The 19,495-nt window shown below is 45.2% G+C and carries 14 protein-coding genes and 1 pseudogene; 6 read left to right on the top strand and 9 right to left on the bottom strand.

All coding sequences use genetic code 11. The features are described from left to right. Positions 1–1,086 (top strand): annotated as a pseudogene (locus tag NCI00_RS15310) (hypothetical protein); the annotation flags it as partial. A gap of 132 nt (positions 1,087–1,218) precedes the next feature. Then, positions 1,219–2,127, top strand: a complete 909-nt coding sequence (locus NCI00_RS15305; protein WP_253528930.1) for a hypothetical protein — start codon at positions 1,219–1,221, stop codon at positions 2,125–2,127. Between the two features lie 5 nt (positions 2,128–2,132). Here the strand turns inward: NCI00_RS15305 and meaB are convergent, their stop codons facing one another. The 8 genes from meaB to NCI00_RS15265 form a co-directional block, all read right to left on the bottom strand. Then, positions 2,133–3,116 (bottom strand): methylmalonyl Co-A mutase-associated GTPase MeaB, encoded by a 984-nt coding sequence (gene meaB, locus NCI00_RS15300; RefSeq protein WP_253528926.1) that lies wholly within the window; start codon positions 3,114–3,116, stop codon positions 2,133–2,135. 88 nt (positions 3,117–3,204) lie between these two features. Beyond that, positions 3,205–3,885 carry a 2-C-methyl-D-erythritol 4-phosphate cytidylyltransferase gene (locus tag NCI00_RS15295; protein ID WP_253528923.1) on the bottom strand — a complete coding sequence of 227 codons (681 nt, stop codon included), beginning with the start codon at positions 3,883–3,885 and terminating at the stop codon, positions 3,205–3,207. A gap of 92 nt (positions 3,886–3,977) precedes the next feature. Next, positions 3,978–5,021 (bottom strand): tRNA preQ1(34) S-adenosylmethionine ribosyltransferase-isomerase QueA, encoded by a 1,044-nt coding sequence (gene queA, locus NCI00_RS15290; protein WP_114068074.1) that lies wholly within the window; start codon positions 5,019–5,021, stop codon positions 3,978–3,980. Between the two features lie 147 nt (positions 5,022–5,168). Next, a complete protein-coding gene (locus NCI00_RS15285) occupies positions 5,169–5,738 on the bottom strand; it encodes a hypothetical protein (RefSeq protein ID WP_253528919.1) in 570 nt (189 codons plus the stop codon). Between the two features lie 19 nt (positions 5,739–5,757). Continuing rightward, entirely contained in the window at positions 5,758–8,082 is a 2,325-nt protein-coding gene (locus NCI00_RS15280; protein ID WP_253528917.1) for a TonB-dependent receptor, read from the bottom strand. Between the two features lie 33 nt (positions 8,083–8,115). Beyond that, a complete protein-coding gene (locus NCI00_RS15275) occupies positions 8,116–9,105 on the bottom strand; it encodes a toxin-antitoxin system YwqK family antitoxin (protein WP_253528916.1) in 990 nt (329 codons plus the stop codon). A gap of 175 nt (positions 9,106–9,280) precedes the next feature. Then, on the bottom strand, positions 9,281–10,831 hold the full coding sequence (locus tag NCI00_RS15270; protein WP_253528915.1) for a DUF1501 domain-containing protein: 1,551 nt from the start codon (positions 10,829–10,831) through the stop codon (positions 9,281–9,283). Positions 10,832–10,855: 24 nt separating this feature from the next. Beyond that, entirely contained in the window at positions 10,856–12,238 is a 1,383-nt protein-coding gene (locus tag NCI00_RS15265) for a DUF1800 domain-containing protein (RefSeq protein ID WP_253528913.1), read from the bottom strand. Positions 12,239–12,483: 245 nt separating this feature from the next. Here NCI00_RS15265 and NCI00_RS15260 point away from each other — a divergent pair, with 245 nt between their 5' ends. The 4 genes from NCI00_RS15260 to gldG all read left to right on the top strand — a co-directional run bounded on the left by NCI00_RS15260 (position 12,484) and on the right by gldG (position 17,380). After that, positions 12,484–13,233 carry a copper homeostasis protein CutC gene (locus NCI00_RS15260; protein WP_253528912.1) on the top strand — a complete coding sequence of 250 codons (750 nt, stop codon included), beginning with the start codon at positions 12,484–12,486 and terminating at the stop codon, positions 13,231–13,233. Between the two features lie 78 nt (positions 13,234–13,311). After that, positions 13,312–15,258 carry a glucosamine-6-phosphate deaminase gene (gene nagB / locus NCI00_RS15255; RefSeq protein WP_205319122.1) on the top strand — a complete coding sequence of 649 codons (1,947 nt, stop codon included), beginning with the start codon at positions 13,312–13,314 and terminating at the stop codon, positions 15,256–15,258. 112 nt (positions 15,259–15,370) lie between these two features. Further along, positions 15,371–15,700: a DMT family protein gene (locus NCI00_RS15250; RefSeq protein ID WP_166556387.1), complete on the top strand. Its 330-nt coding sequence runs from the start codon at positions 15,371–15,373 to the stop codon at positions 15,698–15,700. A gap of 45 nt (positions 15,701–15,745) precedes the next feature. After that, positions 15,746–17,380 carry a gliding motility-associated ABC transporter substrate-binding protein GldG gene (gene gldG / locus NCI00_RS15245; RefSeq protein WP_253528911.1) on the top strand — a complete coding sequence of 545 codons (1,635 nt, stop codon included), beginning with the start codon at positions 15,746–15,748 and terminating at the stop codon, positions 17,378–17,380. 66 nt (positions 17,381–17,446) lie between these two features. Here gldG and NCI00_RS15240 read toward each other — a convergent pair whose 3' ends face one another. Further along, positions 17,447–19,339 carry a DNA topoisomerase IV subunit B gene (locus NCI00_RS15240; RefSeq protein WP_253528910.1) on the bottom strand — a complete coding sequence of 631 codons (1,893 nt, stop codon included), beginning with the start codon at positions 19,337–19,339 and terminating at the stop codon, positions 17,447–17,449. Positions 19,340–19,495: the final 156 nt, after the last annotated feature.

The following is a 19,495-nucleotide window of genomic DNA, read 5'->3' as shown; positions in this document are numbered from 1 at the left end:
GTTGGCAGCAGTACCGCGCCCACGCCCTCCACGGCCAGCAGTGGAACGCTGAGTTATTGGGTAACCCAAACGGTGAACAGCTGCGAAAGCACTCGCACAAAGATAGACGTGGTTGTAACGGCCACTCCCTCCCCTCCAGAGGTTACCACGCCGATAGACTATCCACAAGGTGGAATAGCGTCTCCTTTAAGCGCTGTCGGCACAAACCTAAAATGGTATTTGACTGCTTCTGGGGGTGTTGGAAGTACGGTTGCGCCAACTCCATCAACCGTTGATGCTGGAATGACTGAATATTATGTCACTCAGACAGTGAATAATTGTGAAAGTAATCGGGCTACGATTCAGGTTGAGGTCATTAATGTCGTTGGTTCTTCACAAACTACTGTTTGCTTAAATTTGGCATTATTTTTGGAAGGGCCTTATGCAGGAAGCCTGACTATGACAAACAAGCTCAATCAGCAAGGACTTTTGCCAGGGCAGACACCCATTAGTTCACTTGGTGTCCCAACCCCTGCAGGGCAGCCGTATTCAGGAGCACCGTGGAATTATTCGGGTTCGGAGACCGCAATTTCTTATCCTCCTAATGCGGTCGATTGGGTTTTGATTTCCTTGCGTACTGTTGCCCTAGATCCTCTCACAACCGTTTTTCGTACCGCTGCTTTGTTGCTTTCCAATGGCAGCGTTTCATTGATAAGCCCTTGCCCTGTGTTGTCGACAAATCAATCGTATTTTGTTGTAGTTGAGCACCGTAATCATATAGGGGCTATTTCTCATCAAGCCGTTCCTGTTGTTAATAACAGCATTAACTACAACTTTTCAACGCAGCAATCCTACATTCCCGTTGGCTCACCCGCCAATGGACAAAAGCAACTTTCGCCGGGATTCTTCGTGTTGTATGCCGCTGACTGTACTAAAAATTCGCTTTCACAAATTGACGCAAACGATACTAGTAAATGGCGAGTAGATAATGGAAAAGTAGGCCGTTATCTAACAACAGATTTTAACATGGACGGTGCTCCTGATGCTAATGACAATACGCTATGGCGTTTAAATAATGGTCGGTTTTCGGGCGTAAATTTCTATTAATGGCACGTTTATTGCTTACTAAACGATACGTGTAAAATCTATGTTAGTAAGAAAATAAAAAAAGAATAAATGATATGTAATCACTCATCATAGAGTCTTAATGAAATTATATAGTTATAAATACATATTGTCATGAAAAGTCCAGTCATTGGCCGTGGGCTAATTTTTGTTGGGATAGTACTCTTTTACGCAACGGGAGCGTTTGCCCAGACAAGTTTTAAGTTGCGACTTGTCCCCAAAGTAATCGCTTGCGATAGTGCCATTGTCAGCGTAGAAATTCAGGCCCCCGACAGTGCATTTGTAATGGGAAATGCCAATTTGAGGATTTTCTATAAAACTGCTCAGCTCGCAAACCCGTCTATTAAAAGTCGAAATAACTTTTCCTCAGGAGATTACTTTAGTATAACTTCATTGACAGATGTTGGGGTAGACACCTCTGTATTTACGCTGAATATTTTGTACAGAGGAGAGCAAGGGAGCGGAACTACCGTGGGGGCTTCTTGGATTTCAGTCGCTGACGTCAAATTTGCGTTGACTGGAACAAATACTTCTAAATGCTATGACTTGTTTTTTCTGCCAAAGGGTGCGTCCAGTTCACTGCCCAATACCGTAATAACCCGTGCTTATGCCTCCCCAACGATGGAGGATCCGAATCGGACGCTGACCGCAGAAATAAATGGGACATTTACCAACATTACGAATCAATGTTCGCTTCCAGTAGTTGCGATTGCAAAAGATACCACCATCAATGCGGGTGGAGTGGCGGTTCTGACGCTCTCGTCACAAAATGGAGTCTTTCCCGCTACGGTTACAATTACAGGGCAAGCCCCCATTCAATTAACCCAGGCAGAGCCAGTCAAAACGGTATCAGTATCACCAGCCACTGACACAATTTATCAAATTTTGACCGTTACAGGTAGTTGTGGTTCTGGATCGGCAGCTCCTGGGAAAAGTCAAGCGAAGGTGTCGGTACAGGAAGTCACTCCTCCTGAATGCCCTCCTGTTAAGTGTATCCCGTTGACAGTGAGGATAATCAACTAAGAAATTTACGAACGAAAAATATCCATCAAAAAAGTGGCGGCTCTCATAGGCAGCCACTTTTCGTTTTGTACCATTAGTTCAACTTCGTGGAGTTGTTGGGTGATTGCTTGATGGCTGTAAAATTGTTCTTCCAAGGTCTGGCGTATGAGGCTGTGCATCCACTCCAGATTTTGTTGTCGGCGGTTTTTAACGTGGAATCCAGAGGCTTTGGATTGTGAATCAAATTGAAGAATTTGATTCCATATTTCATATAAACCTCGCTTTTCTAGTGCCGAGCAGGTCAGTACGGGCGGAAACCAGCCATTTTCATTGGGAGGAAATAGATGAAATGCATTTTGGTATTCTATCACTGCCCGTTGGGCCGCGGATTGGTTGTGGCCGTCGGCTTTGGTAATTACTACGGCATCAGCCATTTCCATAATTCCCTTTTTGATGCCTTGGAGTTCATCTCCTGCTCCTGCAAGCATCAATAAAAGGAAGAAATCAACCATTCCTTTTACGACGGTTTCGGATTGACCTACTCCCATGGTTTCCACCAGTATAATCTCAAACCCTGCCGCTTCACAAAGCAGCAGGGTTTCGCGGGTTTTGTTGGCTACGCCACCTAATGAGCCTCCTGAAGGTGAAGGGCGAATGTACGCCATTGGGTCGTGGGCGAGTTCTTCCATGCGCGTTTTATCGCCCATGATACTGCCTTTGGAGCGTTGACTGGTTGGGTCAATGGCCAATACCGCCGTTTTTTTGCCGTCAGCGGTCAGTGTTTTGCCGAATGCTTCGATAAATGTACTTTTTCCAACCCCAGGTACCCCCGTGATTCCGACCCGAATGGCGGAGCCTGTATGGGGTAATATTTGTTCCAGAACCCGCTGGGCTAAAATTCTGTCGGAAGGTAGCTGGCTCTCAATCAATGTAATAGCTCTGCTAAGTATCAGCCGATTGCCTGATAATATACCTTCGACGTACGCATCAACGGAGAGACGAGCTTGCAACAGCGTAGAGATTGGTTTGTGGTAAATACTGCCTATAAACCTGAAGATAAAGATAAAATTTTGCGCCTTAGTTACCGATTTATCAATGTTATTCTTCTGGCTGGGCGGCAAATGCCTCTGCCCACAGTAAATCTTCAGGAGTGGTTATTTTGATGTTTTCATAACCGCCTTCAATGAGTGTAATGGGGTGCCCCGCGTGTTCCAAAACGCTAGCACAATCAGTAAAGGACGGTTGCTCAGGGGTGTCAAAAGCGGGGCGCATCCAGTCTAAACGGAAAGTTTGAGGAGTTTGTACCAAACGATAGGCGGCCCGGTCAACGGAATGATTAGCGCCGTCGGCGTCGACAAAACGAATGGAATCTTTGGGGGAGACCGCCGTAATTGCCGTGCCTTTTTGCGCGGCAACTTCAAAACTTTGGGCAATGATACTTGGAGAAACAAAGGGTCTGACTCCGTCGTGGACTGCAACCAACCCTTCTTTGGCACTTATTTTTTTTAAGCCATTTTTGACCGATTGAAAGCGGGTGTTTCCACCAGCTACGGTGACAATGGCTGGATAAAATCCGTGTTTGTCGCAAAGTGCATACCAGGCTTTCATCTCATTGGCGGGAAGAACCAACAGAATTTGCAACGAAAAATCGTAAGCGATAAACTTTTCAATGGTATGCATTAAAATAGGTTTACCCCTTACTAGCATGAATTGTTTGGGCGTTTTACTCCCCATGCGAGTGCCGTTTCCGCCGGCGACGATGATGGCAAATTTGGTCATAAAAAAATCGTTAGTAAACAGTCGTTAGCCGTCAGTATTAATACAAAAACGTAACTATGGACTATTTACTAACGACCAATTATGAACTTAACTTAAATAATAAGCATGGCATCGCCATAGCTAAAGAACTTGTATTTTTCCTTCATTGCTTCTTCATAAGCCTCCATGACAAGGTCATGGCCACCAAAAGCACAAGTCATCATCAACAAGATGGATTCAGGTAAATGCAGGTTGGTCAGCAATGCGTTGGAAATTTTGAAGTCGTAAGGTGGGAAAATAAATTTATCCGTCCATCCTTCAAAAGGTTTTACGCGGTTGTTGGCCGATACCGATGATTCAAGTGCTTTGAGCGAAGTTGTTCCGATGGCACAAACACGTTTGCCTTTGTCGAGCGCTTCGTTGATTACGTTGGCCGAAGCCTCGGTGATAGCAAAATTTTCGGAATCGGTCTTGTGTTTGGTCAAATCTTCAACGTCAACTTGACGGAATGTGCCTACCCCTACGTGTAACGTGATGGGGGTAAAGTTGATGCCTTTAATTTCCATCCGCCGCTGAATCACTTTCGTAAAGTGCATTCCAGCCGTTGGCGCAGCTACCGCACCAACGTGTTGAGCGAAGATGGTTTGATAGCGCTCACGGTCAGCATCTTCTACCTTGCGCTTAATGTCACGAGGAAGGGGAGTTTCTCCCAACTCGTCGATGGCACGCATCAACTCGTCGTGATTTCCGTCATACAGGAATCGAATGGTCCGCCCACGAGAGGTGGTGTTGTCAATGACTTCCGCAACCAAGTCGCTATCGCCAAAGTACAATTTATTACCTACTCGAATTTTACGGGCAGGGTCTACCAGTACATCCCAAAGCCGCATTTCACGGTTGAGCTCACGAAGTAAAAAAACTTCAATTTTCGCACCTGTTTTTTCCTTTTGACCGTATAAGCGTGCTGGAAAAACTTTGGTATCGTTGACGACCATTGCGTCGCCTTCTTCGAAGTAGTCTATAATTTCGGAGAACTTTTTGTGTTCAATCTTTTTGGTCTGACGATTTACCACCATTAGACGGGACTCGCCGCGGTCTGCAGGATAGAGAGCAATTAAGCTCTGAGGAAGGTCAAACTTAAACTCGGAAAGTTTCATATATCTTTTTGGCTAAAAGACACCGTAAAAAAAAATAAGACCGCAAAAGTAGTAATAAATTGGCTATTATCAGCTAGTTTCGTCTTTTTTTTTAGTGCATGGTCAGGAGCCAGCCCTATTTGGGGTGTGTTATAACCAAAGGAATTATTAGGGAGCTACTACTACATCAAAGGTGATATTTACATCGTCGCTTCCAGGAGCAACGGTACCATTTTTAACGGATTGTCCATTTACGGGGGGCTGGTGGCGCAACTGAAGGCGAAGCAAACCTTGGTTGATGCTTCCAGTGGCCACGGTTCCAGACAATCCAATTGGGAAATTACGGCTGTCTTTGTCGCTTGCCGTGTAGGTAAACAGCGACGAAGGCGTGGGCGTTAATACGACCAAATGTTCATCACCTTCTTCCCGTACTTCGTCGGTTATGTTATCAGTCGGTGTTTTGCTTTCATCCAAAAATTCAACATCTACTTTGTAGCTGCGGCTTGCTTTTAAGGTAATCCGTGAGGTTGTTGGGGCATTGCCGCCGTCGCCGTCCAAATCTTTCCATTCAAATTTTTGGGGAGTCGTTGTTCCGTCTTCGGTGAAAGTCAGGCGTACGGTGGTAATTAGCTCGTTTTCGTCTTCTGGGGCGGGCGCTTCTTTCGTTCCACAACTCCAAATTACCGCAGTAATGGTAAATGCCAATGTAATGGTTAATAATGAATGTGCAGGTTTCATGTTGATATGTAGTTAAAAATTAAAAAATCCATTTTAAACGCAGCGAAAAATTGCGACCCTGCTCTATTGAATAATACCGGAATCGGTTAAGATAGTCGCGGTAGGCGGTATCAAACAGGTTTTGTCCCATAATACCCCACGTTATTTTTTGTTTTTCGGTCAAAATTATGTCGCCGCCTACTTGGATTGACCATAAATGATAGGCAGAAGGCGGTGGCATAAAATCGCTATTGGGCGGAACGCGCTTTTGTTGATCGACCCATAAATGCCCAATGGAAACGAACGAATCATGGGAGTGAATCACTGTCCCTATTTTGTACCGCAAGCCGTTTTCAATGCGATTGGCGGGGATGGCCACCAAATAATCGTTGGCGGCTTGGTCGTAAGCCCTCAGGTACGAAATTTTTGCGGTGTGTTCCCAGCGGGGAGTAATATTCCATTCGGTGGTGACGTCGGCACCTGAAAATGTTGCGTTTGTTTGAACGTATTTAAAATATGGAAAAGCTCCGCGAATGGTCAGAATGGGTTCTGATTGCGGTTTTAGGTAGATAAAGTTTTGAATGGAATTGTGGTAGAGGCCTATTTCAGCGCTAAAACGTTCGGAGGTATATTCCACGTTTCCCATCAAATTATAGGCGGTTTCGGGGCGCAGGCTTTCGCTGCCTTCTTCATAGGCGGCTGCGCCGTGGTGTACTCCTTTGCTGTACAGTTCGTTGACGCTCGGCGGGCGCCAGCCAGTGCCAAAATTTGCCCTTACAGAGAGATGGGAATTGGCATTAAATACGCTCCCAACGGTACCCGACCAACTGTTGAATTGATGGTTTCGTTGGTCTAATGTTTGCCCAATAAAACGATACACTTGAAGCCAACGCATATCATATCGTAGACCCGCTTCCCATTCCCATTTTTGCCGAATCCAGCGCTCAATCACAAATGCACCCGCGTTGGATTGCTCAAAATCAGGGATTAAGGGGCGGCCATCGGTAAAGTTGTATTGGTGCAAACCGCTGAATCCGATTTGACCTGTAATTTCTTTGGCAATGGGCTTATGTTCCAAAACCATATCACCAGTTAAGGTTGTAATCCTAAACAGCAGCGCGGGCTTTAGGGCTGCCTGCGGACCGTGCAGGTCGTATTCGGCACGTTGGTTGTGCTGCCTGCCTAGGGTCAGCGAAAGACGATTCCCTGAAAACTGTCGGTAGGCTTTTATCTTTAACAAATCATGGTCAACGAGCTGATTCGGACGCTCAATGGCGCGGTTAAAATCCGCTTTGATAAAGGGCTCTCCGTTCTGAATGACGCTGAGTAAATCAGAGGTGCTTCCGATGTGCGAGCCTGAAAAGATGCCTAAATTGGTGTGGAATTGACTATAAAAAACTTCGGCACCGAATTTGACAGAACGATAACCCGCCGCTGCCGAAAAATTCTGTTCACGTACACCCGTATTGGCCAAAAAATAATCGGGTGTTCGAATATTGCCGCCATTTTTGAGGGTTCCTTGCAGACGCCAGCCAAACCCTTTCCATTTCTTGAGCCCGCCTTCAAATGTTCCCGACACAACCCCTGTACGTCCATTTGTAAATCCAACCGTATTCAACTCGCCTCGTATTGAGCCAATTGTGTAAGGCAGTTCTGCGGGCTCTACCAAAATAACCCCGCCGATGGCATCCGAACCGTACCGAACCCCGGCAGCTCCTTTCACAACGGTTAGGCGTTTGGCAATGAAGGGGTCGATTTCGGGTGCGTGTTCGGAACCCCATTGTTGCCCTTCCTGCCGTATTCCATTATTTATGATTAGAATCCGATTGCTGTGTAGTCCGTGGATAACGGGTTTGGCAATGGAAGCTCCCGTTTGTAGCATAGTAACGCCCACAATTTTTTGCAGTGCTTCGGCCAAGGTTTGGCCGCGGGTTTGTTCCAACGATTGATTTTGTAACGAACCCGAAGGTTGCGTTAGCGAAGTGACGCGCCGTGCTACGATTTCTACGTCCTGCAAGTGCACTTCATCTTCGCTGAGATTGAGGTTCTCTTCCGCGCTGTGTTGGAGCGCAATGGTGGTGCGGGTGGTTTTGTAGCCAATGATTTTACATTCCAGTACGTAACTGCCCTGACACAATCGGTCAAATTTGTAATGACCATCGGTATCAGTAGTGGTTACTTTGGAGGTGTTTTTGATGGTTAGTACGGCACCGACAATGGGGAGGTTGGTCTCACGGTCTTTTACCACGCCTTTGACGAAACAATCGCAGTTCGCCGTATTTTGGGCGTATACTGTGTTGAAGTCAAGCAAACCAATGAAGAATAATATAATAAATAGACGAACCACCCTTTGTGAATTTTTCACAAAAGTATATTAAATGCAACTTTGTTGCAAATATTAATTTTCAGATTCTTCGGCGGGCGTTTGGTCTTTGGGACGTTCGTAGATAAGTTTTCCCTTGTCATCCCATTCACTGATTAAAATTCCTTCGCCGTCTTCGTACCAGTAGCGGGGATAACGTGTCACTTTCTTGCGTTGGCGTCGGTATTGGTAGTATTCATTCCAAGTACCAATCGGAAGGTCATTGTCGTATTGGCCTTTGACCATTAATTGACCGCCGTCGTAATATTTGAGATAATCCCCTTTTCTTTTTCCATAATGGATAGGAATCACTTCAAGGACTTTGGTGTGAGCAGAGTCATAATAACTGATAACTGATTCGGCGGGGAACCCGCGCGACCATTTTGTTTTGTCCAGTAAGCGGTAGTTGGCGTCGTATGTTTCCCAACGTCCGTCTTTGGTGCCGATGTAATAATTGCCTTCTTCGACCAAGGCTCCTGAGGCATAACGTTTGTAAGGGCCGTGAAGAATAAGGGCCGATTCTTTGTCCTTGATGGCAGCTTTTGAGATGATTCGGTTGCGAGAATCGTACCAAAATACGTCAACTCCATCATATTGGCGCGGTGGACGGGTTTCTTTCAATACGTGAAATTCAATCTGGGTAATTCGGTCACCGCTTCCAGTCGAGGAAGTCATGCGAACAATAGACAACCCCTCATAATCGGTATGGAATTTCTTCTTTTTCTTGCGTTTAGCTTTTTCTGCTTTCCGGTATTCTTTGATTTTAAGGCCTAAATCAGGAATCGTTTCCGTGAAAAAGCCCACGGCGTCGGCGGGTTTTACGGCTTTTCCACCCACGGTTGCCCCAACGCTCGGGGCAGCAGCGGTTGAAAGTCCTGCTTTTTGAAGTAAGCTATCGGCTTTGGCTTTTCTCTCCTGTAACTTTTGGGTTCGCTTGTCGGTTTTTTCAGACGTTGACTGCCCATAAGAAAGCTGGAAAGAAAACAGCAGGGTGACAAAAACCGCTGCTGGGAAGTAATTTTTCATAGTATAAGCTAACTGCTGTAATTTCTCTTTAAGATGATGATATTCAACCTCCAAAATTATACCAAACTTTTAACGCTCGATTTTATAATTTGGTATAAGGAGGATAAATGTAATGAAAAAGAGAGAGTTAAAGCAAGAATTTTGATGCTGGTTTTCGGTGAAAAGGATGGTGAGGTTACATTTTTACCAATCGAATTACTTTTTGACCTGCATCGCATCTTAACATACACAGATAATACCCGGGTGTCCAATTGAGGCCGTTTATGGGAATGGTATAACTTCCGTTTTGTGCCATACCTTCGCGCAACACCTCTATTTCTCTTCCCATCAAATCGTACAGCGCCAGCTTTATATACATCTGTTTGTTGATAGTATAGGTGATTCTAGTCAAGTCGCTAAATGGATTGGGAAAGTTTTGTTCTAAATTAAAGTCAGGATTGGTCGCCAGCGTGGTATCGGGTACAGGTTTGAAAATAGGCACCGTTTTAAATTCCTTATTGCCCATAATGGTCGTTGCCATGGCGCGCTCTACCCCGAGGTAGTCTTGCAATACACTGGTGTAAACTTGACGGAAGTCAAATTCGTATTTAATATCCCCGTTGCTGTCTACGTCACTTAAAACGGGATTTTTTCCAATTAACCCCCCTAATACTGAATTGCCGACCACGAATAAAGGAGCCGCTGAGCCGTGGTCGGTCCCCATGGTTCCGTTTTGGCTTACTCTTCGGCCAAATTCGGAGAAGGTCATGACGACTACTTTGTCGCCTAAGCCTCTTTTAGTCATGTCTTTTTGAAAGGCCGCGACAGCCTCAGAGACGGTTTTGAGCAGGTTGGCGTGGGTTCCCGTGGTGGTTGCGTTGGCCACTACCTGATTGGCGTGCGTATCAAAGCCCCCGATGGTTGTTAAATAAAAAGGTGTTTGTAGTCCACCCGAAATGAGTTCTCCCACAATTTTTAACTGTGTCCCCAAATTAGTGCTGGGAAATGACGTAACGTTTTTGGTCGCATTATCCCACTTTTTCTTGATTATGTCGGAGTAAGCAACGGATTGGGAAGCCACCTGTCGCATAAATTTTAGCTCTTCGCCCGCCAGTGTGTTGGGAATGGGGTCTGTGTCAACACTGGTGCCTTTTACCAAATTATAAAAATTGTTGGGGTCATTAAAAACAACCCCCGTAGATCCTAAATCAGATTGAATCAGGAGTGATTCTACCGCGCCTAGCTGAATCGCCATGGGCTGGTCTGGAATTTGGAGTGGGAAACCTGGATAAAGTTGGGTCAAATACCGCCCCACCCAGCCTTCATCCAATACTTCGTTGGCATCAGACGCAGTTAGCCAAATATCGGTGGAACGAAAATGAGAACGGTTAGGGCTTGGATACCCTACATTTTGAACAATGCTCATTTTCCCATTGTCGTACAGCGCTTTCAACGCGCTCATGGCGGGGTTTAGCCCCATTTGGCTGGTAAGCGGGAGTACGCTTTCTTTTTTTATGGCAATATTTGCGCGCTTGTTATAATAAAGTGGATTCTCATAAGGCACCACCGTATTGAGGCCGTCGTTGCCGCCAGATAGTTGAACCAGCACAAAGATTTTGCCATTCGTGGCCTCCAGATTAAGCGCAAAAGGATTGTGAGCAAAGGCCTTTACTGGAATATTTCCCATCCCAAACGCCACTCCTCCCGAAATAAGACTCAGTTGTTGTATAAACTCTTTACGGTTCATATTCTTTTCGTTATGGATAAAAGACTAGGCAAGTTGAAACTCAGGGAGCCGCATTACAGCCTTAAAAAAAACTTTGAGTTGAACATCAGCGCCCGGCGTGCTGGTAGACCAATTGGCCAAAATAGTACCGCCGAGGAGTGTTCTTACGAGTGCGTCTTTTTTCTGCGCACTGAGTGGAAATTGTAAGAAGAGCGTCACGACATCGTCCACAAATTTTACGGCATCTTCGGAGGTTTTGTATGAGCGGGCGTAATCAACGGGCGCACTTATGTTTTTGAATTGAACCGCTCGCGCATTACCCATCATATTGACCACGTTGTCAGAAAATCCGCCTCTTACAACAAACGTTGTGGAGTTAATCCAGTCGCGTTGGCCCACCCATCCCTGCACACTCGGCGGGAAAAAGAGTTGCTGTTGTAGCGCCTGTGATTGTGTATATACATAGGCCCAGTCGGCGGTAGGGTTCATTTGCGCGGGCGTCATGTCAAAAGCTTTTAAAATACCAATGGTCGTTTCCATGGGGCTTTTGATTTTGGCACCTTTGTAATCGGTTTTATAAAACTCGTCGCTGGTAAGCATGAAAGATAGGACTGGACGAATTTCGTAGTTGTTTTTACGAAAAACATCGGCCATTTGCTTCACAAAAGTTTCGTTGGGCTTATAAAAGATGAATTCTTTGTAAAGCTTCTGGCATATAAACTCGGCCGCTTGAGGTTTTTCCAAAATGATGTCGACAATATCGCCGTAGGCGAAATTGCCTGTTTTGCCCAAAAAAGTCTTCGTAGTGTTCGAAAAACGGTTGGGGTTGAAGGTGGCATTTAAACCGTTTACTTGCCAGCCCGTAAGTGCCAAAGCGGCTTGCTTGACGTCGGTTTCGGTATAATTGCCAATTCCCAACGTAAACAGCTCCATCAACTCACGAGCGTAGTTTTCGTTGGGCGTGTTGCCGCTGCTCAGTCGGCCGTCCAAATAAATTAGCATGGCGGGGTCAATGGTGACTTCTTTGGTCAGTTGCCGGAAATTTCCCCAAGCACTGCGCCTAAAAAGCGTATTTTGTCGGTACATGTGCTGTGGAAAATTGACTTTGTCACGTTCTGAAACAAAATGATTATGCCAAAACAATACCATTTTTTCTCGCATGTTCAGCTTTTCTCCCAGTTGTTGGTTATACCACCAGTAGGTCATACTTCGATAACGGTCACCGTCGGCCGTGCCATTATTGGCAACGGGGTTTTCGTTGACCCAATCACCCGGAGGAGGGGGGAGTGGAAGCGAAGCTAAAAGTGATTTCTCCACAAACTCCTCAAGCGTTGGGTAAGATAACGCTTGCTCCAAATCTTTGCGAGAATAGCCAAATAAACACCGCGAAAGCAGATGTTTAGCGTTTGATATATCCCAAACAGGCATAAGAGTAGTTTTTAACGTTCAAGTAGATGGTATTGGTAAAATGTATTGACAAAATTGGACAAAAAAGGTTTAATAATCTAATACATTACTTTGTTGATTTTCAGGAATATGTATAAAATGGGGAGAGATGCTAATAAATATTCCAATTGGGCAGGGTATTTAATATCTTTGTTTAGACCTCAAAAGAGTCGAGTTGTTATTATAATTTTGGACTTGTTCTCATTTTTGAATTTAATCGTTTGCTTATGCAAGTTGAAGTTTGTGCTTTTTCGATAGAATCTTGTTTAAATGCCCAACAAGCGGGTGCGCACCGGGTAGAGTTGTGTGGAGGCTTATATGAAGGCGGAACCACGCCAAGTTATGGGCTGATTCAACGGGCTCGGTCTGTGCTTTCCATCCAACTCTATGTCATGATTCGACCGCGCGGAGGAGATTTTTGCTATGATGAAGAAGAGCTTGAAGTAATGCGACTGGATATTTTGGCCGCTAAAAAAAGAGGTGCTGATGGGGTAGTGTTTGGATTATTGAAGCCTGATGGACGAGTGGATATCGAACAGACAAAAGCATTGGTTGCTTTGGCTAAGCCCATGGGCGTAACTTTCCACCGGGCTTTTGATGTGGCTTCTGACCCTTTGGAAGCATTGGAGGCGATTATTGAAACGGGGGCTGAGCGTATATTGACCTCGGGTCAACAAAATACGGCGATAGAAGGCAAGGGGTTAATCGGTCAACTGGTGGAGAAATCAAATGGAAGAATAGAAATAATGGCGGGGAGTGGCGTAAATGCTGACAACGCCGTGCTTTTAGCTAAGACAGGAGCAAACGCCTTACATTTAACGGGAAAAGCGGTAAGACAAGGAGCAATGACTTATCACAAACAAGGGGTAAGTATGGCATCTGTTTTACCAGCGGATGAACACGAAATTATTTATACAAACGAGGCAAATGTTAAGAGGCTAATTGAGCGGTTGGATGACGAAAAAGTTAATTTTTAAAATTTTTTATTAATTTAACTCGCTAATTATCTTACAAGTAGCTACCTTTGGACGCAAAAATCACATTTTTTCTTGATCATGATTACTGAACCTTTAATGATTCAAGCCCAAACCGCTAATAGCGGTATTGTAGGTCAAGCCATTACCTACGAAAAGATTCCAACGCAGATATACGCTAATGCCAAAGACGCATCTGCGGCGGTGGCAAAAGAGATTGCTGATTTGATTCGGAGCAAGCAAAAAGAAGGTAAACCTTGCGTGTTAGGTCTGGCAACGGGCTCGTCGCCCAAAACGGTTTATGCGCAGCTCATCAAAATGCATCGGGAAGAAGGACTAAGTTTTAAGAACGTAATTTCGTTCAACTTAGACGAGTATTATCCCATGCAGCCGGATTCGATTCACAGTTATGTTCGCTTCATGCGGGAGCAGCTTTTTGACCACGTGGATATTCCGCAAGAGAATTATTTCATCCCTGATGGCACCGTTCCACCAACGATGATTGCTGATTTTGCCCATCGTTATGATAACAAAATCAACGCCATGGGAGGTATTGATTTTCAGTTGCTTGGGATTGGAGGAAATGGGCACATTGGTTTTAATGAGCCAGGTTCATTAATCAATTCCCGTACTCGTTTGATGACGCTCGACCACTCGACCCGTGCGGCGGCAGCCATGGAATTTGGTGGGCTACACCAAGTGCCCAAAAAAGCCATCACCATGGGGGTAGCTTCCATCATCAATGCCAAACGAGTGGTGTTGTTGGCATGGGGTGAACGCAAGGCGCCCATGATTAAGGCCGCAGTTGAAGGGCCAGTAACAGAATTGGTGCCAGCGTCGTATTTGCAGGCCCATCCCAATGTGGCCTTCTTTGTGGATGAAAGAGCGGCCAACGACCTGACTCGCGTAAAAACGCCGTGGTTGGTGGATACCGTAGAGTGGGATAACTCTATGATTAAGAAGGCCGTAACTCATTTGTCGTTTACGCTGCAAAAGCCTATCTTGAAACTTACCACCAAAGATTACAACGACAACGGGATGAGCGATATGCTGGCCGCTCATGGTTCAGCTTATGATATTAACATCAACGTTTTCAATCAATTACAACATACCATTACGGGATGGCCAGGCGGCAAGCCCAATGCCGATGATACCCACCGTCCTGAACGGGCGCTTCCTGCCAAAAAACGGGTTATTATTTTCAGCCCGCACCCCGACGATGATATTATTTCGATGGGAGGTACTTTCCAGCGCTTGGTTGATCAGGGTCATGAAGTGCACGTAGCCTATCAAACCTCGGGAAATATTGCCGTAGCCGATGATGAGGCGTTTCGTTTCATTGATTTTGTGGTAGACTACAACCACAAGTTTGGGATTGAAAGTCAGGCGGCAATGCAGATATTTAACGATGCCAAGGCGTTTTTGAAGCAGAAAAAAGACAGCGAGATTGACACCTCTGAAGTTCGATACGTAAAAGGGCTGATTCGTCGCGGAGAAGCCAAAGCTACCTGCCGTTTTGTGGGAACAGAGCATTTTCATTTTCTTGACATGCCCTTCTACGAAACTGGAACGATTCAGAAAAAAGGCATTAGTGAAGCCGATGTTAAAATTATTGCCGATTTGATTGAAGAAGTGAAACCGCACCAAATCTACGCAGCTGGCGATTTTGCCGACCCGCACGGTACGCACAAAGTGTGCTGGGATGCTATCGAGGCGGCGCTTAAGCAGCTCAAGCACAAAAACTTTATGAAAGACTGCTGGGTGTGGCTGTATCGCGGTGCCTGGGCGGAGTGGGATATTCACGAAATCGAAATGGCGGTTCCGATGAGCCCCGATCAGGTTGTCAAAAAACGCTACGGAATTTTCAAACACCAATCGCAGAAAGACGGTGTGGTGTTTCAGGGAGAGGACTCTCGTGAGTTTTGGCAGCGTGCCGAAGAGCGCAATAGCGGAACAGCACTTCTCTACGACCAACTGGGCTTAGCGGAGTATGAAGCCATGGAAGCATTTGTGCGTTGGCATTTTTAGAAAGTGACTTTATAAAATTTTACATAGACAAAAGCGTTAGTTGGTCAGAAAATCAGCTAACGCTTTTTGTTTATGGTATCTTTGTCCTAAAATCATTACCTATAGCTTTGTTATGCGTACCACATTATTGCTGTTTTTATCAAACCTATTTATGACCACGGCTTGGTATTGGCATTTAAAATACAAAGACACCTCTCTCTGGAAAGTAATTTTGATTAGTTGGCTCATTGCGTTTTTTGAATATTGTATTGCAGTTCCTGCCAACCGAATCGGGTCGTATGAGTTCAATGCTTTTGAACTCAAAACCATTCAGGAGGTAGTCAGCTTAACCGTTTTTGTAGGTTTTGCCGTTATTTACCTTAAAGAAGAAGTACGGTGGAATTATTTAGTAGGCTTCGGCTTCATAGTTCTGGCCGTCTTTTTTATTTTCAAAAAATGGTAACTTCTTTTTCAAATAATTAATTATCAATTGCTTATTCGTTTTTGAATGAAACAACGAATTGTAAAAATCGCGGTTTTTCTAATTGCACTTATCGGGGTGAATGTCTTGGCTTCTTTTGTGTTTTTTCGGTGGGATTTGACGGAAGAAAAACGGTATTCCATTTCGGATGCCACCAAACGATTGCTCCAGAATCTGGATGGACAAGTGGTGGTAAAAGTCTATTTGACGGGCGATTTTCCCGCTGGATTTGAACGCCTCGAACGCGCGGTTCAGGAAACCCTTGAGTCGTTTTCGGATTATGCAGGCGCCAATATCGCCTATCGTTTTATTGAACCCAACGATCCCAAATTACAGGAAGAGCTCACGCAGAAAGGGCTTATTCCAACCAATTTGTTTGCCAATGAAGACGGAAAACGCACCGAGCGACTGGTTTTTCCGGGAGCCATGCTGGTTTACGAAGGCAAAGAATATCCCGTCCAATTGTTGAAAGGAAATCAATCTGCTTCTCCCGAAGAACGGCTGAATCAGTCGTATGAAGGAGTGGAGTTTGAACTGGCGTCGGCTATTCGTCGACTGACGCTCAAGGAACACAAACGCATTGGTATTTTGGTGGGGCATACCAAAGTACCCCCGCCGCGTTTTTCAGATTTGTTGGCTACACTCCAACAAAACTATGATTTGTACTTCGACGTTCAGAATCCAGACTCTTGGGAGAAAGGCGATTTGCTTATCATTCCCAAACCCGATTTGCCTTTTACGGAAGATGAAAAATACCGACTCGACCAATTTGTGATGCGGGGTGGAAAATTAGTGATTTTTGCCGACGGGGCGCGGGTCGACAGTGTTAGTTTGGAAGGTACATTCGCCCAGCCCTCGGCGCTGAATTTGGATGATTTGCTGTTTAAATACGGATGCCGCATCAATCAAAATCTTATCAAAGACCTCAGCTGTGCCTTACTTCCGCTCAATGTGGGCAACATGGGCGACAAACCTCAGATTAAACCCCTGCCGTGGCGGTTTTTTCCGTTGATTAATAATTTTGGCAAACATCCGATTGTCCGAAATTTAGATGCTATTTACACGCGTTTTCCTAGTAGTATCGATACCGTCGATGCGCCTGGCATTGTCAAAACGCCGCTTTTGCTTACTTCCCAATACACTAAGCTTCTGAAAGCGCCCGCGTTGGTGGCCTACAATGAAGCGCGCCAACAACCAGACCCGAGAGAATATAATGCAGGTGTAAAAAATGTGGCTCTGCTCTTGGAGGGGTCTTTTTCATCGCTTTACAACAACCGACTTCTTCCCAACGACCCGCGCATGAGTTCTTTTGTGGGAAAGGGAAAACCCGCCAAAATATTGGTCGTTTCTGACGGCGATATGTTGGTCAATGACATTGATTACGCCCGCGATGCGCCTTTTCCGCTGGGGTATGACCGTTTGTCGGGAAAAACTTTTGCCAACAAAGATTTTGTATTGTACGCCATTGATTATCTGATGGATTCGGAAGGATTGATTACGGCGCGAAACAAACAGGTAACGCTGCGTCCGTTGGATAAAATCAGGTTGAAGGAAGAGCGGACCCAATGGCAATTGCTTAATCTATTGGCTCCATTGGTATTAATCGGACTTTTGGGGGGAGCTTGGCAATGGATTCGGAAGCGCAAATACGCCACTGGATAAACGTATAAAGACATTAAAAAAGGCCCAGAAATATTGTTTCTGGGCCTTTTTTAATGTTGAGCGAATTTATGCTACCTCTGCTATGGAAGCCTCCTCCAGAATATCTTTTTCTATCCGCAGGTTGTCAATGATAAATCGCTGACGGTCAGGGGTGTTTTTGCCCATGTAATAACTCAGTAATTTGGGGATGGTAGCTTCTTTGTCCAAAATAACGGGTTCAATACGCATATTTTCTCCGATAAACCGACCAAATTCATCGGGAGAAATCTCACCCAGGCCTTTAAATCGTGTAATCTCTACTTTTTTGCCACCGCCGAGTTTTTTGATGGCTTTCTGCCGCTCCTCATCGCTGTAGCAATAAATGGTTTCTTTATGATTGCGCGGATTGCGTACTCGAAACAAAGGTGTTTGCAAAATATACACGTGGCCATTACGTACCAAATCGGGGAAAAATTGCAGGAAGAATGTCAACATTAGCAAACGAATGTGCATCCCGTCTACGTCGGCGTCGGTGGCAATCACAATGCGGTTGTAGCGTAAGTTGTCGAGACCGTCTTCAATGTCGAGGGCGTGTTGGAGAAGGTTAAATTCCTCGTTTTCATACACCACTTTTTTCGTCATTCCGAAGCAGTTGAGCGGCTTTCCACGCAAGCTGAATACAGCTTGGGTTTGTACGTTTCGTGACTTGGTAATCGAGCCGCTGGCCGAGTCTCCTTCGGTAATAAAAAGGGTGGTTTCGTAGCGGTCTTCCGACTTGGCATCGGGAAGGTGATTGCGGCAATCGCGGAGCTTTTTGTTGTGCAAATTGGCCTTTTTGGCGCGGTCGTTAGCCAGTTTTTTAATTCCCGCCAATTCCTTACGTTCCCGCTCCGATTGCTCAATTCGCTTTTTCATGGCTTCCCGCACTGATGGATTCATGTGCAGAAAATTATCCAACTTTGCTTTCAGAAAATCATTGACAAACGTACGAATGGTGGGGCTGTTGGAATCGGGAGAAATATTATTAGAGCCCAGTTTTGTTTTGGTTTGTGATTCGAATACTGGCTCCTGTACCCGCACACTGACGGCCGCGATGATGGACGCCCGCACATCTTCAACTGCATAATCTTTGTTAAAGTGCTCGCGGACAGTATCGACCAGCGATTGGCGAAAAGCTGCTAAGTGTGTGCCCCCTTGCGTGGTGTATTGACCATTGACGAAGGAATAATATTCTTCTCCGTATTGGTTGCCATGCGTAAGCGCAATCTCAATATCATTGCCTTTCAGATGAATGATGGGGTACCGAATGGCGTCTTCGTCGGTTTTGTTCCGCAAAAGGTCTAATAACCCGTTTTGCGAAAAAAACTTTTGCCCGTTAAAATTAATGGTTAGCCCAGCGTTTAAGTAGCAGTAATTCCAAATGAGGTTTTCCAGAAACTGGGGGATGTAGTGGTAATTTTTGAAAATGGTATTATCAGGTTCAAAAATCATGTGCGTGCCATTGCGTTGGTTCGTTGCTTCTTCTGGGGATTCGGCCGTTATTTCCCCCTTGCGAAATTCTACCCACCGGGTTTTTCCCTCCCGAAACGACTGAACTTTGAAATAACTGGAAAGGGCATTCACTGCTTTGGTACCTACGCCGTTAAGGCCGACCGATTTTTGAAAGGCACCTGAATCGTATTTGCCCCCAGTATTGATTTTAGAAACACAATCAACCAATTTCCCCAAAGGAATGCCCCGACCATAATCTCGAACCTCGACGCGGTGGTCCATGATTTTTATTTCTATGGCTTTCCCATGACCCATGGTGTGCTCGTCAATGGAGTTGTCGATGATTTCCTTAACCAGCACGTATATGCCATCATCTGCGGCGGAACCATCGCCGAGTTTTCCAATGTACATTCCTGGACGGAGCCGAATATGCTCCTTCCAATCAAGAGACCTAATACTGCTTTCGTCGTACTTTACTTCTTCTGCCATTACTTTAATTATAGATTAAGGACGCTCTTCGGAAGCGCTGCGGTTACAAATTACGATTTTAAATGTACGAAATACAACGTTTAAAACGTGAAAAACAGTGTTCATAAAATAATTATGGCTAAATATTTGGGAGGTTTAAGGAAGTTTAACTTACTT

Source organism: Runella salmonicolor (assembly GCF_024158025.1).
Lineage (GTDB): Bacteria > Bacteroidota > Bacteroidia > Cytophagales > Spirosomataceae > Runella > Runella salmonicolor.
The sequence above is the reverse complement of the archived record's forward strand: the minus strand, read 5'-3'. Positions and strand labels throughout refer to the sequence as shown.